This window comes from Roseivirga thermotolerans, assembly GCF_014653175.1.
GTDB classification, from domain to species: domain Bacteria; phylum Bacteroidota; class Bacteroidia; order Cytophagales; family Cyclobacteriaceae; genus Roseivirga; species Roseivirga thermotolerans.
This window is the reverse complement of record NZ_BNAG01000007.1, coordinates 19,926-34,945: the sequence shown is the minus strand read 5'-3', so window position 1 is coordinate 34,945 and position 15,020 is coordinate 19,926. Positions and strand designations below refer to the sequence as shown.

Sequence of the window (15,020 nt, the reverse complement as noted above, 5' to 3'; positions counted from 1 at the left end):
ACCATAACCATGAAAAGAAAAACAATTGCAATCGTTTTGGCCACCCTGGCACTTTTTGCCTGGAATGCCATTTCATGGATGGGGCTGCCCTTTCACGGGCAGTCTCTCCAGCCCCTACCCGATGCCGTGGTAGAGTTTACCAAACTTAGTAGTGTTCGTCTGGAAGATGGAGTATATCATTACCCCGGTTTTCCGGAAGACAACAGTCCGGAAAGCCTCCAAAAGTTGGAACAAAAACTGGCTACAGGCCCCAGAATCCCTCTAATGGTGTACAAATCGGGGCCATCACAATTGTTCAATCCGACTGATTTTTTGCAAAGCCTCCTCATTAATCTTTTTACAGTTGGTGCTCTCTTTCTTCTTTTAGCACAGGTAAAACCTCAAGACTTGCGAACCACCCTTTTGGCTTGCCTGCTAGCCGCCATGCTAACAGGCTTTGCCTCCGATCTGGCCCTGATGAACTGGTACAAGTTATCGTTGGAGTTTGTAATTCCCAACATGGCCGATCATACCATAGGCTTCTGTCTGGCCGGGATCATCCTCTTTTCTGTATTCTTTAAAAGACTCACCTATGTGGCTTAAAACGAGCCTTTGCCTTTTAATATGTATCCTTGGCATAAGGCCTGCCAGTGCTCAGACTAACTCAACCGACAGCCTGCTATCACTAGCTGTGCAAAACAATGATTACAACCGGGCTAAAGAGTTGTTGCTAGCAGGGGCAAACCCAAATACCCTCATCGACAATGGCCTAAAACCCTCCGTACTAATGTATGCCAGTGCCTTTGCCGATGGAAAAGTTATGGACTTACTTTTGGATGCCGGAGCCGAGCTCAACTCACTCGATGCAAATGGAGACCCAGCCCTGAACTGGGCGGCATACTATGGCCATGCAGCCCATATGAAAAAACTCATAGCCGCTGGAGCCGACTTATCTATTCACAGTAAGCACGGCAATGCCCTGGATGTAGCTTATAGGTTGTGGCATGCCGATTCGGTCATACAAGTTTTCAAAGGTACCACACTCGATAGCGGAACACCCCGGCCATTGGAGCAACTCATCCGGGCTGTGCGATCGCGACAAAGCCACTGGTTGAAAAAAGAGCTTCCAAAAAGCATCTACATCAATCGGCTCGATGGGCTTGGACAAGGCCCTCTGCATCATGCCGTCAGAATCAATGCCCCGGAAATAGTTGCACTTCTATTGGCCAACGGTGCACAACCCAATCTGTTGAACCGGGTTGGGCAAAGCCCCCTTGCCATTGCCGCACGTTACGGGTATCTGCCTTTGGTTACTCAACTCTTAGAAGCCGGGGCCAACCCTAATCTGGCTGGTGAAAGCTATGGCCTCACTCCGCTTATTGGTGCTGTTGTGGGAGGCCATTTGGATGTAATTAAAGCACTGATAGAAGCAGGAGCAGATTTGGATCATCGCGATGTAATCAACCAATCTACGGCTTTGCACTGGGCTATATTCTACGAAAATACAAAAGCCGCCCGTCTACTTCTCGACAAAGGAGCCAGCTACACAATAGCTTGCTTCGATGGCTCAGAAACGGCCTATACCCTGGCTTTGGGCTACGGAAACGAAGAATTAAAAAGCTATATAGAGCAGATACGCAGCACGAAAAATCAATTGATAGGCTCTTGGAAGCTCTCGCAAATCGACTACATCTACTCCGACACCACCTACACTTTTCAGGGTCAGGAAGGTAGTTTGCTGGTTGGCCGCAACCGCTATAGCATTGTATACACCCCAACCGCCAAAGCCCGAAAAGCATTTTCTGCTTTATCTGCCCCAAGCGACAAGGAAACCATAACAGCTTTCAGAAATATAGTATTTAACAGTGGCCCCTACAGCCTCATGGATGAGCATGTATTTCTGGCGGTTCCGGACATAGCTAAGGTACCCGGTTTTGAAGGTGGCCGACAATACTATGCTTTTACGATAACCCAGGATACACTAAGCCTGAAACTTTACGATGAGACCTACCCCAATGGTCAAAAACCCGAGTGGCACGGTCAACTGGAAGTACTATTAACATTTAAGAAGGAAAAATAACCCCATTTATGAGAAGACTATTACTATTCATCTTCATAGGTCTTTCTATGCAAGTTGCAAAAGCTCAAAACAACCAACGCATATCTATTGCCGCCATGACTGAGAGTATGGCCTTTCCGTTTACACGGTTTACGCCACTGCACCCGGGTATGGAAATGAGCTACGAGCTCAATGAAAAAAAACACACCAACAGGCTCAGTAACATGAACCTGCAATTGGGTTGGTATTTTCACCGCAAAGTAGAAAACGCCTTCTACCTGAAGGCCGAATGGGCAGTGAGTTTTAAGATTAGCGACTCGTTTACAGCCGATGTCTATTATGGAGCAGGATACATGCACGTGTTCTACCCCGGTAAAGTGTATGAGCTAAACCCCGATAGTGGCACCTTTGAAAGCATAAAACAAACGGGCCGACCTCACTTGCTGGCCAATGCGGGCCTGGGTTTCACTTATCGGAACTCATCGGCCTGGGAGCCGTTCATACGCCAGGATTTCGCCATTGAAACTCCGTTTGCCAATGGTATCCCCGTAATGGTACACTCATTTCTGAAAGCAGGTACTCACATAAAACTTCAGCAGAAATGAACCGAACCTATTTACTTCCGATCCTTTTCATAGTTCTTTTGTGGGCTTGCGCCAATCCCGATATATACCCCGAAAGCTACTATAGCTGCTCGTTCAACTTTAATGATTCCAGCCAAAATCATCCCAGGGCAGCGGTTTATCAGGAGATTCTGGACAGAAACCGGAAAGCAGGAATTGTGGGTGCTGCCATGATGATTAAAGACAGTGATGGCGTGTGGATTGGAGCCAGTGGCAAGGCCGATATTGCTTCGGGAATCGATGTGGCTCCTTGTAGCCCCTTTCTGATTGCCAGCATCAGCAAATCGTTTACAGCCGCCACCATAATGGCCCTTAAAGATGATGGCCTATTATCATTGGACGACCCCGTAACGGAATGGGTGGATAGCAAAATAGCCGAGAAACTCGAGAACGTGAAGGGTAGTACTTTGCGCCATTTATTGAACCACACCAGTGGTATTCCCGATTATTATACCCTGCAATTTGAATTGGATCGGATTAACCGCGAAGACAACGGCTGGACTCAGGAAGAAGTATTGGCCTATGCTTTCGGCAAAAAAGCCACCAATGCCATTGGAGAAACCTACTACTACTCCAATACCAATTACCTGCTATTGGGCATGATCATAGAAAAAGCCTCAGGGCTATCGCTTCAAGAAGCCTACGAGCAAAAAATCTTTATCCCGGCCGGGCTTTCTAGTGCATACTACAGCACCACCCGGCCCATTCCCCCGGGTACTGTAAAAGGCTATGTAGATATTTATGGCAATGGTCAGTATGTAGAAAGTGAGTTTCTCTACAGAGATGAGCTAAACACAGCCGATGGAGGCATAGCCATAAATGCTTACGATCTGGGGTTATTTTTCGAAAAATTGCTCAAGGGCGACATCATTAGTGAGCAATCATTAGCAGAAATGACTGCCTATGAAGACTTACCTTCCGATTGGGTAGATGAGGATTTTGGCCATTTCCAAAATGGTCTGGGGCTAGAACACAACCGCACCCCCTATGGCAATTCCAGCGGTCATACGGGAGGTATCGATGGTTTCCTAACCATTGCCCAATACTTTCCTGAGCACGATGCCACGTTTATTCTGCTGGTAAACAGCGGATCATATGAAAACCAACAACGGCTGAACATATACAGAGAGTCACTAAAAGCGATGTTTAATGAGTAGGCTACTTTTGAGCACCATCTCAATTTTTCAACTCCTTCAAGGCTGCAGCGGAGATCTTTGCCGGCCCGTTATGATTGATGGGCAAATTAGCACTACGGAATGGGCCGATGCCCACGTTGTAACCCTTGACTCGCTCAATAGCATTTATTCAAAGTCGGATGAGTACTACTACTATGTGGCCGTAAAAAGTAAGCTAACTAAACCCTTGTATGTCGATGTGTTTATACAACAAGCCTCCGGTTTGCTCAATATTCACGCATCTTCCCAACTCGGTGCACGCTCATTGCCAGACAGCACCTGGACAGACACCGAACCACCCACTCTCTGGGGGTACACGGTTGGCTGGACGGCCAACACCGTGCGCTTCGACAGGAAAAAAATGCAGCTTGCCCGAGACAGTATGCCGGAGGTCAACCCTTACTCCAGCAGCTACATAGCCTATAATGGCATGGAGTTTCAGTTTAGCAAAAAGCACTTCGACTTAAACAATGCCCTATGGCGCATAGAAATCCGCAATATGATTGGGCCGGAAGGTTTTCAACCAGTGATCTTCCCGGCCAATTCAACCCGAAAACAAACCATTAACTGGACCACGCTAAACTTTTAAACCATGAGAATTTTTGCCTTGCTCTTTTGTTTACACCTATTCTACTTACCCATTAAGGCCAAACAACTCAGCGGACTACCCGAAGGTACTACCTTGCATAAGCTTACCCTGTCAAACGGTTCCTTTTGGGCTGTAGACTATGGTGGGGGCCATATTTTTGCCAGCAATGACCTCGGTGGGTCATGGCAACAAAAAGCCCATTTAGGGGCAGAGTTCTTTGAAGACATACAGTTTACGGATTCCCTGACAGGCTATGTATGCGGAGACTACGGCTATGTTTATAAAACAACCGATGGCGGAAACCACTGGACCGAAATAAGCCCGTTGGTTTCCGGCCGAATTAAGGAACATTACCGAAACATTCCAGGCAAGAACCAGCAACCGAAAGGGGTTTTTGTGGCTTACTACGACATGCATTTTAAAGATGCACAGAACGGCTACATCTCAGGATTTAGCACCGAGCCATCGGCTGAAAAACCTTCATTTTCACCCATAGCTTTTACCACTACCGATGGTGGAAAAACCTGGAATCAGATTAGTCGTCAGTTGCTTAATACCGAAGATTATAGAGCCGGGTCTCCGGCCTACATGAACGGGATGTTCTACCTGAACGACCGGCAGATTTGGAAGACCAGAAAGGTGAATAACAACTGGGTGGTACAGCATTCGGAAGATGGAGGAAATACCTGGGAAAATGCTTTGCTTCCGGGTTTTAAGCCGGACGACCGGTGGGTGCTCCGAAAGGTACTTTTTCAGAATGCCAACGATGGTTTTGTAATTGGCGGAACTCTGGACGAAGACAGCCCAAAAGCCCTTGTTTTCAGAACCAGAGATGGAGGCAATACCTGGTCAGTATTGCCCAATCAATGGCCTCACCTGCACGATGCCTTGTTGGTGAGCAATACTTTATTTGTGACCGGCAAAAACGGACTTATCGACTCCATTTCACTTAACTCAGGGCCTCGCTGGACTTCCCTACAGCACTTACCGGAAAACTACTCCATTGATGGCAGTGTCTCGATACACGAAATTCGCGATACCACTTATATGAGGGAAGTGAGCCGATCCCCACTTTATGTAGTGAAAAAATCGACCGACTTCACCTACATAGGGATACGATCCAACAACTTCACCATACTCAATGCCTATTTGGTAAATAATGATTCACTGAAGATACTTCATGCCTCAGCCGCTCTGGGTCAGGCAGATTACAAACGGTCCGGCCAACAACTAACCACACCAACGGAAAACTTCGAATGGATTTATCGTGACCCGGCTTCATGGGACGAGAAACATCCGAATGGAGTCAATACTATTGAAGAGTTTTATGAACGTTTTGGCTGGACGGCCAACACCTGGACCATGGGCTCTTACAGGGAGTTCGAAATGGTTATTTCCAATCAACACTTTGACAAAAACACCCAACTCGTGGTGAGTTTTGGTTCGCTGAAAGAAGACACCTATGGTATTCGCTTCTACCTCAATGGTGAGGAAATTTCACTCACCGGTACCCCGGCTAACGATAAGTCGCTGCACGATGGCTACCTGATTAACCCAATTTCACTAAACCCTGCACTCCATGAAAAGTAAGTGGATGCTTGTGTTTTCAGGGTTGCTCCTGGCCTCATCTGTTCAGGCGCAAGGCATAGCTCTCGACTCCCGAGATGGACAGGAATACCCCACTTTGCCCTTGAATGGGCAGGAATGGTTTACCAGAAATATTTCCTACCGAGGCTCTGAAGTCTCGGCACTCTGCCCGGTGGAAACTGACTGCCATACCCTGGGACTTTTTTACCACTGGGCCGACACTGCCAAAATTTGCCCGGAAGGCTGGCAATTGCCCTCCTTCGCCCACTTGTTAGACTTGATTGCAGGATTAGAAGGCAAGGCCAATAGCCGGGGAGGCAAACGGGTTCATCGCCAGGTTTTGGATCCTTTGAACATAGAAATGGCGGGCATTTACCTTGCTGAAAACGAAACTCCCCTGCGTGCCCGAGGCTCCATGGAAGTTTGGCTGAGCCGCACAGATACGGTCTGGAACAACCCTGCCCCCGAAAGTCAACCATACAACGGCCTTAAAATCATAGGTCTTCATCTCTACCATCAGGGTAAAGACAGCACAACCATAGAGCCAACCTACATCAGTGCAACTTCAGACATGCTCATTAACTGCCGATGCATTAAGAAACAATAGCCCTAAACCGATATGAAAAGAAGTATCAGCGTCTTTCTAGTGCTCATTACCCTTGGCCCTTTCGCGCTCTCAACCCTAAATGCCCAAGATCATTATCCCGTGGGTTACCGAGCCATTGAATGGGTCGATTCGCTTCGTCAGGAAAATTCACTCCACAATTATTTGAAAGAATCACCCGAGCAGCGTTACCGTAAGTTGCTCATTCATGTTTGGTATCCGGCCATTGCTTCTACCCAACCTGAATACATGAGTCATAAAGACTACCATTGGGCGGTAGAAGAGTTTCTGCAACAAAAAGTACCCGATGCTGCTAGCCGTACACAGCAAGAGGAGCGCCTGCTCTCCTCACTCCCCCTGACCTCGGCCCGTAGCCTTTTTGAAGAAAAATCGCTAGCCATTAAGAATGTCCACCCCATAGAATCGGCTTTTCCTCTTTTAATTCATTCAGGGCATGTGAAGGCTCAGTGGGCCTTCCACGAAGCCATGGCGCAGAAGGGTTTTATTGTTTTGGCTGTGGATGGTCTGGATATGCCTTATCAGGAACTTAGCTCTGTTGAAGATTTGCTTTTTGGTCTGCGCTTTATAACCGCACATTTGGGATTGAAATACAAGAGCCTATTAGGTTTGGGCAGTGGTTATGGAGGGGCTGTTATCTTCGCGCTGCAACAGGCCACCGGCATATTGGACGGTATTATTTCATTTGACGGTACAGAAACCTGGAAAGGCAGTACCAAACACTTTCAAGAGCTCTTCCCCCTGCACTACCAAATTCAAAAACTCAACATACCTTATGTTATGGTGCATGGGCCAGATACCAGCCGCATCGATAGTTCGTTTCAAAGCACATTCCGCTATGCCAACCAGTACTGGATTCGCTTGGCTGACAGCCTGGCCACTCATGGTTTATTTCAATACCCACATGCCATTAACCAGTACCGCAGTGCCCATATGGCCGAAGCTTCGCAACATTTGCTGCAACTAAAGGTGACACTCACAGAAGCCCTCAACAATTCACTCAACGACACTATAATGGAGCCTTTTGGCTTTATTCGGAAGCCGGATAAACTCACCCATTTCCCTCCGCTGCCTCCTCCTCTTCAAAAGGAGGAAATCGTGAAGCTCAAAGAGCAGCTAGGCTGGAGTGGGCTCAAAGAGCTTCTGCAAACACAATTGGCCAAAGATGCCGACTTTGTGAGTTTTGACCCATTATTTCTATTGGGGAGAGACCGAACATGGACAGGACAAATCGAAGATGGTTTGCCCTATCTGAAACTAGCCAACGAACTGTTTCCGAGCCGGCCGGGAGCTTATATAGAGTTACTTAAGGCCTCTTACTGGCTCAAAGACACCAAGCTGAATCAGCAATACTTAAAGCACATAGAATCGGCTCTGGAGCATTCACTCATTGAAGATTCGCCTGCTCTGCGAAAACTCATGGAGCGATATAGTCTCGGCCATCAATGAATACATTCCCAACTCATGTATAACCAAAAACTCATTTCTCTATGCCTTTACTTACCTGCTATGTTTCTGAAAAATACGCTGAACCGGCCGACTGGAACCGACTGGTAAAAGCGTGGTCTATTCTGAATCGGCTCCGTCCGGCCGACATTAACATTGTATTGCTTACGGACTATCTGACAGCCGGAGCACACTACAGCCTGAGGGCTGAAATAAACCTTCCTACGTTGTGGCCCTCTGAGGGCATAAAACAGCTGCAGAAAAGCTTTCTCGAGTTGGTACAGGATATTGTGGGCATTCCTGAAGAAGATGTTTTTATAATGACTCAACGGGTAGAATCAGGACATGTAATGGACCGTGGAAAACTGGAGGAATGGTGAAATACGGAGCCTTCATACTCTTTCTATGCGTTGGTCTGAAGGCCATAGGCCAGCAAGGCACATTTCTACGCCTGGGTACGGGGGTGCAAACCGTGCAGTCGTACGATCTAGCCGGGTCTCCCCTCAGCTATTCCGGATATGGTTTCCCGCTTACTCTGGGAGCTTCCCTAAACACTCGGCAATACACGCACCGGCTCAATATACAAGCCACTTCGAGTCTTTTAACCAACGCCTACCCCATGCGCACAAAGGTGGGTACTGAAACAAGGGAATGGCATTGGGTGGATATTAGCTATACCTTACTTTACAGCCTTAAACAAAAATCGCTGTGGGTACATTCCCTGGGTGGCTCATTGCGTTCCACCACTTTTTTCAGGGTCTATACTCCTTTGGACGGCTATAGCTGGGAGTCGGTCAACGGTTTGTTTGCGGTGTATAGTGGCGCCTATTTACCGGGTAAAGAACAAGTAGGCTGGCAGGTGCAGCTTCCTATACTAGCCTACCTTCACCGCCCACAGTTCACTTTAGATGAAGTTTTTCTGGCCGACCTTTTTCAGAAAAAGGGTATAGTAAAATACGGTGAGTGGTCATTACCCTTCAATGGCTTTTGGCAATATACCTTACAGGTTTTCTATGCTCGGGAGCTCTCTGATGCACTCAGCCTGCGCTCCGAACTAATGTTCGAGCATTACAAAATTAATTATCCCAAAGTGTCTAAAGGCATACGCCTGCAATGGTTGGTTCTATTGGAATATCGGTTGTAAGTATGAAAAAATGGATTGCCCTGATTTTCGTCCTATTACTAAACGGCTGCCTGATGGAAGAAGCCGAAAGGAGTAATAAAGAATTGGTTTTAAGGCACTTGTATGAAACCACCAAGGCATACTATGCCAACTTTGACCAACGACCGGATTTTGAAGCGGCTTACCAGCTGGCACAAGACGAGCTAAATGCCCAAACTACAGAAAGCGAATTTTTTGTTATTTGCTCCCGGCTACTTGCCAGTCTTGAGGATCCGCACATTCGTTTGGTAACACCCGACAGCACCTTTCTTACCTTCAATTACCTAAACTATGAGCGAACGGTTGATTTAGCCCGAATTAAAAACCACTATCTGCAGGACTTATATTCTGAAAACAGTCGGGCAGTTTATGGTCGGTTGGAACAAAATATTGGCTACCTCTACCTGCCTGACTTTACTGACTGGACAATCTACAACCAACCTCCACCCGAAATTCAGGAGGCTATGAACGCCCTGCGTTCCACGAGTGGGCTAATAATAGACCTACGCAACAACGATGGCGGCAGCGCTATATATGCTCAGGCTCTTGCCGCCTACTTTACACAAAACCAGCTTTTGTGGCATCAATCGTTCAATAAAAAAGGACCACTACCCAACGATTTCGATAAGGCCTATCAGTGGTTCGTCAATCCTTCAATTCATTATTACTACAACAAACCGGTGATAGTGCTCACCAGCCGCTATACAGTAAGTGCGGGAGAACGGTTTGTACTGGCCATGAAGCTCCTGGAAAACGCTACGGTAATAGGACAGCGCACAGCAGGGTCCCAGGGCTCGGTGAGGGGATTCGAAATGCTCAATGGCTGGTGGTTCTCCCTTACGTTCGAGAAAATTCTGGATGCTGATGGTCACAACTGGGACTATTTGGGCATTGCCCCGGATCGGGAAATAAATACTACGCTAAGCCAATTTCCGGAGGGTAAAGACCCTTTGTTGGATGAAGCCATACAAGAGCTTGGCCATTAAGCGGAACAGCTACCACCTGGCCTTTTTGCCTCGTACGTCTACATGAATGAAACCACTATGCCGACTATTTTTCTTGTAAAAGCCCAGGCCACCAATAAACTTTTTGTACTCCTGCTTATTGTATTCTGCCTCTACAAGGTTATAGAAGTAGCGCACGTCCTTATCGTTTACTACCCCATCATTATTAAGATCGTCCATTTGTCCGTCTCCATTCTGATCAATAAAAATATCGGCAGCCCCGCCCCACACGTGGCGACTGTAGGGCACATTACCAATGGACTTGTTATAGAAAGGGGTACGATAGCCACTAATAAAACCAAAGGTTTCGATGGCAATACCTTCTGCCTGAGCAATGGCCAACAGGTATTCCAACTTGAGCAGTAAACGTTCTCTCACAATTAGGTACTTGGGGTAACCTCCGGCTTGCTTACACAAAAACTGGCTTATGTTGAAATGTGGAGTGAGTTGAAGGTTGGCCGTGGCCTCTGTAACCTCAAACAAGCCTTTGGGGCGTTCATATATTGGATCATTGTTGAGCATTCTTGCCGGATAGTTGCCTATACGATATCCGTTGAGGTATTCTCCCTTTTTATTGGACATAGGCGTAAGCACCAGAATGTTCAAGACCATTCGTTCTTCGCCCTTGCTAATAGCAACGGAATATGCTCCAGGCTTGGCAGGGGCTTCTACTTTATAGGCCATAACCGATATGTTGATCACGGAAAGGTCATTGCCCTGCAGCTCAAAATCGGTATTGGCCGAAACATCAAGTACCTCACCGGGCATTACAAAAAAACTAAAGAGGCTATAGGGTACTTCTTCACCGTTGACCAACACATGAAACGAGAGTTTATTTTTTGCCTGGGCAGCGCTACTAAGTGCTACCAGAAGCATTAGTGTAGAGGCTATTCTAACCATGAGTTAATTAAGGTTGGGAGCACTTTCCGAAAGGGCACTAATTACCGCGGCATCTCTCTGGTACACATCGTTTCTAAATTGCACGCCATCTTCATCGACCCAGGCGGTGAGGTAAAGAATATGCACACTGAGTGGCTTACGCAGCATGACAGTTTTATCTCTGCCGGTTTCCAACACCGCTTTTATTTTCTCTGTATTCCAATCGGGCATTTCAGCGATCAGGTAATTGACAAACGAAAGGGGTTGGTTGAGACGGATACATCCGGAACTAAAGGCTCTGTCGGGTCGATTGAAGAGTTCTTTGCTGGGAGTATCATGAATGTAGATGTTGTACTTATTGGGAAACATGAACTTAACAGCTCCAAGGGCATTGGCCGGGCCGGGTTCTTGCCGAATGGTATAGGGGAAATAGTTTTTAGAGAGCTTGGCCCATTCAATACTTTCTGCAGCTACCTCTTGCCCTCCCTGCAGCACTTTCATTTGCTTGGTTTGCAGGTAGTTTACGTCTTTTTTCACTTCAGGAAGTACATCGTTAAAAAGAATGGTTGGAGGTACCGTCCAGTAAGGGTTCAGCACAAAATAGGTCATTGTATCGCTGAAAACCGGGGTTTTCCGAAATGGCTTGCCCACTACTACCCGCTGCTCAAAGGTGAGCGAATCAAGCTTAAATACTTTCATTTTATAATCGGCAATGTTTACAAACACATAATGATCGCCCAAGTCTTGGTTTATCCAACGAAGCCGCTCAAGATTGGCTTTTATCTTGGCTATCTTGGCTTCTACCGACACATTGAGGGTAGCCAGTGTTTGTTTACCTACATTGCCATCGGCCTCCAGCCCATGGTGTTGCTGAAAACGTCTTACTGCCTCGGCCAGCTCTTGTGTATACTGATCGTTGGGTTCTTCTTCCATAAGAAAATAGCCTTCTATGGAAAGTCGGTATTTGAGCGATTGTACCCGGCTTCCGCTCATACCCGGCTTCAATGTTTCTCCAGCTTCAATGGTATTCCAGCCACCGTTTTGTCTTATTTCGCGGTAGTGCATTAGTGCGCTCACCAAGCCACGATAGCTTTGGCTTTCGGGCTGCAACTGTTCAAATTGCTCTTCCATATTGCCTTGTTGCAGGCACTTTTTCAGAAAGGTTTTTGCATTGCCCTCTCTACGCACCGCCTGCCATTCGCCTTCTACTTCTTCCGGGTTTAGCTTTCCATTGAGAAAATGACTGGCGTATAAAAGAAAGGCATCGGTAAACAGTAAGTCGGCATCGGTGCTCTGCGACTCCACAGGATCGGCATAAAGGCGGTTTAGCACCTCAAAGTGATAATCGGCCGGGGTAAGTCCATGATCATAGGCCTTATTCACCAGATTGAGAAAAGACTCCTGAAGGGGGCGGGTCCACACCCGTCTGAATTCATTTTCAAAATAAAATTCGGGCAGCAAGCGAACACTGTGAATTAGCTCACCTCTCACCTGCACAGGCACTCCTGCACTAATGGTTTCAGTATATTTTCGAATGGCTTCATTGGACTGCCCCATGGTTGCCTGAACCACAACGCACCATAGAAATCCTAATACTGCTTTTCTTGTTTTCATCGGTTACGCTTCTCTTTCTAATATAGCTTTCCTTTTGACGAATGTCTAGCAAAAGGTCACAGAAAACGAGCAGTCTTATTTACAGAAGTACTTGGTTTTGAACTAAAACTATGGCTTTGCCAAATGCACTGTATTAGTTCCAATTCCTGATTTTTCCCCTCAAGCACTGTAGGCATCATTTGGTGATTGCGAATGGATTTTTGGGGAATACCAAAAGTTGGGTTGAAGGTATGGTAGAGAATTAAACGAAGGGTCAGAGAAGCTACAGATTAGACAAGGCAAGGGCACGTATTCCTGCCTAAGCGCTTCTCCCCATTTTGTGGGGCATACCGGATTCGAACCAGTGACCTCTGCCCTGTCAAGGCAGCGCTCTAAACCAACTGAGCTAATACCCCTTTTGCAAGCCTAAGCCCGGCTTGACGGTTTCTTAACGTCTTAAAAGACTCATTTGTGAAGACACCAATAATGCCAGTATGAGAAGCTCAAGCCATGCAACTTGAGCACGTACTCCTGGAAACTCCAATAAAAAGACGGTCTCTCAACTGCCTTACAATTATAGCAATAATCTTAGTTTCTAGTGATGGTTGTACAGTTTTCTATAATACTCATCGGCCATTCGCGAAGCCCTGAAGTACTTATTCACATCGGCCATGCTCTGAAAGTTCATTTCCACCCATTGCTCGTGGTTTTTGTAATACATGGGCACGATTTCCTCTTCAAGTATGTGCATCATATGGTCGGCATCCCATTGGTCTTGCTCGCCTTCCGGAGCGGTTGTATCGGCCTCCGGAATAACGAAAGCGTTTTTGCCATGCTCTCCAAACTCCAGAATCCAGCCATCGTTGGTAGAAAAGTTGAGCGAGCCGTTCATAGCGGCTGTCATACCTGAAGTTCCTGAGGCTTCCAACGGAATTCTGGGGTTGTTCAACCATACATCGGATCCTTTTTTCATCATGGCCGAAAGGCTCAGTTCGTAGCCTGTTAAGATTGTGGCGTTGTGGTACTTTCGTGTAAAATGCACCAGCCAGTTGAAGGTGCTTACAGCCGAATGATCTAGCGGATAAGGTTTTCCTGCCCAAATCATTTGTACAGGGTAGTTTTTATTGTTGAGCAGGGCTTCAAAGCGAGCCACATCCCGGGCAATCAGGTCGGCCCTCTTGTATCCTGCAAAGCGTCTGGCCCATACAATAGTGAGTATATTGGGGTCAAAGATCTTCCCGGTCTGGTCGGCCACTAGTTGAAAAAGCTCGCTTTTCAAAGTCCTCTTTCTGCTAGTAAACTTTTTCACACTTCGTTTTTCATAGGCCTTTTCCAGTTCTTTATCGGTCCAGTAAGTTTTGTTCTGAGCGTTGGTAATTGGAATAATATCGCAGATGTTGGTGTAGCCTCCCCACATGGCCGATGAAACTTCCTGATGTTTTTTGGATACGGCATTAGCTATTTTAGACAGTCTCAAGGCCGCCAGAGTGTGGTTGAACATTCCTTCATCTAAGCCAATGAGTCCATCTATTTCGCCAATAGAGAATCCGTTGAAGAACCCAAGTTTATGTAAGAAATTGGGGTCGTTTATCTCATTACCGGCTTTAACAGGAGTGTGAGTAGTAAACACCAGTTTTTCCCTCACTTTTTCTACGCTTCCTAGTTTTTCCAACAAACGAAAAGCTGCGGGAAGGGCGTGTGCTTCATTGAAATGGTAAAGCTCTACTTCATGACCTAACTTTTCCAGAAGTTTGGCTCCCCCCACCCCAAGCAAAATGTATTGAGCAATGCGCGTAGCGATATTGTTGTCGTATAGTTTATGCGTGATGGTGTGGGCCAGGTGGTCGTTTTGCGGGTGGTCGGTAGAAAGCAAAAACAACGGGGCTGTGCCAAACACTTCAGGCGCCAGATAATACACCTTGACCTTAACCGGGTGGTTGTCGACCGTAATTTCAATATCGAAATCGAGCTCCTGAAGAAAATTATAGTGCCGTTCTTGCCAGAGTACATCCAACTCATTGTTGTGTTTTCTTACCTGATCGTAGTAGCCGTACTTCCAAAGTATACCAATACCCACCATATTTTGCTTAAGATCATAGGCACTGCGCATGTGCGATCCGGCCAAAAACCCCAGGCCTCCTGAGTAAATTTTAAGGGGCTGGTCGATGGCAAATTCCATAGAGAAATAGGCCACGGGCTTCTCATAGCCTTTACCAAATTTGTACGGATGCTTAAGTTTAAAATTCATGCGTCTGGCTTTTTAAGGAATATCAAAAATACAGATATGGCCGGTGCAGAACTT

At 46.7% G+C, this 15,020-nt stretch carries 14 protein-coding genes and 1 tRNA gene; 11 read left to right on the top strand and 4 right to left on the bottom strand.

Going from position 1 to position 15,020, the window contains the following annotated elements:
* Positions 1 to 9 precede the first annotated feature (9 nt).
* The 11 genes from IE164_RS18345 to IE164_RS18295 are packed head-to-tail and all read left to right on the top strand — an operon-like array spanning position 10 to position 10,228.
* Positions 10 to 582, top strand: coding sequence for a hypothetical protein (locus tag IE164_RS18345; protein ID WP_189631737.1), 573 nt, complete (start codon positions 10 to 12; stop codon positions 580 to 582).
* A complete protein-coding gene (locus tag IE164_RS18340) occupies positions 572 to 2,059 on the top strand; it encodes an ankyrin repeat domain-containing protein (protein ID WP_189631736.1) in 1,488 nt (495 codons plus the stop codon). Before IE164_RS18345 ends, IE164_RS18340 begins: the two co-directional genes overlap by 11 nt.
* Positions 2,060 to 2,067: 8 nt before the next feature.
* The gene (locus IE164_RS18335) at positions 2,068 to 2,643 is read left to right on the top strand and encodes a hypothetical protein (protein ID WP_189631735.1); all 576 of its coding nucleotides are present in this window, start codon (positions 2,068 to 2,070) and stop codon (positions 2,641 to 2,643) included.
* On the top strand, positions 2,640 to 3,818 hold the full coding sequence (locus tag IE164_RS18330) for a serine hydrolase domain-containing protein (protein ID WP_189631734.1): 1,179 nt from the start codon (positions 2,640 to 2,642) through the stop codon (positions 3,816 to 3,818). The genes IE164_RS18335 and IE164_RS18330 overlap by 4 nt, the downstream gene beginning before the upstream one ends.
* Positions 3,811 to 4,425, top strand: a complete 615-nt coding sequence (locus tag IE164_RS18325) for a hypothetical protein (protein ID WP_189631733.1) — start codon at positions 3,811 to 3,813, stop codon at positions 4,423 to 4,425. Before IE164_RS18330 ends, IE164_RS18325 begins: the two co-directional genes overlap by 8 nt.
* A 3-nt stretch (positions 4,426 to 4,428) precedes the next feature.
* Positions 4,429 to 6,015 (top strand): WD40/YVTN/BNR-like repeat-containing protein, encoded by a 1,587-nt coding sequence (locus IE164_RS18320; protein WP_189631732.1) that lies wholly within the window; start codon positions 4,429 to 4,431, stop codon positions 6,013 to 6,015.
* Positions 6,005 to 6,619: an FISUMP domain-containing protein gene (locus IE164_RS18315; protein WP_189631731.1), complete on the top strand. Its 615-nt coding sequence runs from the start codon at positions 6,005 to 6,007 to the stop codon at positions 6,617 to 6,619. The genes IE164_RS18320 and IE164_RS18315 overlap by 11 nt, the downstream gene beginning before the upstream one ends.
* Before the next feature lie 12 nt (positions 6,620 to 6,631).
* Positions 6,632 to 8,083: a hypothetical protein gene (locus IE164_RS18310; RefSeq protein WP_189631730.1), complete on the top strand. Its 1,452-nt coding sequence runs from the start codon at positions 6,632 to 6,634 to the stop codon at positions 8,081 to 8,083.
* A 41-nt stretch (positions 8,084 to 8,124) separates the two neighbouring features.
* Positions 8,125 to 8,460 (top strand): hypothetical protein, encoded by a 336-nt coding sequence (locus tag IE164_RS18305; RefSeq protein ID WP_189631729.1) that lies wholly within the window; start codon positions 8,125 to 8,127, stop codon positions 8,458 to 8,460.
* On the top strand, positions 8,454 to 9,224 hold the full coding sequence (locus IE164_RS18300; RefSeq protein WP_189631728.1) for a hypothetical protein: 771 nt from the start codon (positions 8,454 to 8,456) through the stop codon (positions 9,222 to 9,224). Before IE164_RS18305 ends, IE164_RS18300 begins: the two co-directional genes overlap by 7 nt.
* A 2-nt stretch (positions 9,225 to 9,226) precedes the next feature.
* A complete protein-coding gene (locus tag IE164_RS18295) occupies positions 9,227 to 10,228 on the top strand; it encodes a S41 family peptidase (RefSeq protein ID WP_189631727.1) in 1,002 nt (333 codons plus the stop codon).
* 9 nt (positions 10,229 to 10,237) lie between these two features.
* Here the strand turns inward: IE164_RS18295 and IE164_RS18290 are convergent, their stop codons facing one another.
* The 4 genes from IE164_RS18290 to glgP all read right to left on the bottom strand — a co-directional run bounded on the left by IE164_RS18290 (position 10,238) and on the right by glgP (position 14,966).
* Positions 10,238 to 11,146 carry a D-Ala-D-Ala carboxypeptidase family metallohydrolase gene (locus IE164_RS18290; RefSeq protein ID WP_189631726.1) on the bottom strand — a complete coding sequence of 303 codons (909 nt, stop codon included), beginning with the start codon at positions 11,144 to 11,146 and terminating at the stop codon, positions 10,238 to 10,240.
* A gap of 3 nt (positions 11,147 to 11,149) precedes the next feature.
* Positions 11,150 to 12,739, bottom strand: coding sequence for a L,D-transpeptidase family protein (locus IE164_RS18285; RefSeq protein WP_189631725.1), 1,590 nt, complete (start codon positions 12,737 to 12,739; stop codon positions 11,150 to 11,152).
* Between the two features lie 320 nt (positions 12,740 to 13,059).
* Positions 13,060 to 13,134 (bottom strand) — tRNA-Val (locus IE164_RS18280).
* A 179-nt stretch (positions 13,135 to 13,313) separates the two neighbouring features.
* The gene (gene glgP, locus IE164_RS18275) at positions 13,314 to 14,966 is read right to left on the bottom strand and encodes an alpha-glucan family phosphorylase (protein ID WP_189631724.1); all 1,653 of its coding nucleotides are present in this window, start codon (positions 14,964 to 14,966) and stop codon (positions 13,314 to 13,316) included.
* Between the last annotated feature and the right edge of the window lie 54 nt (positions 14,967 to 15,020).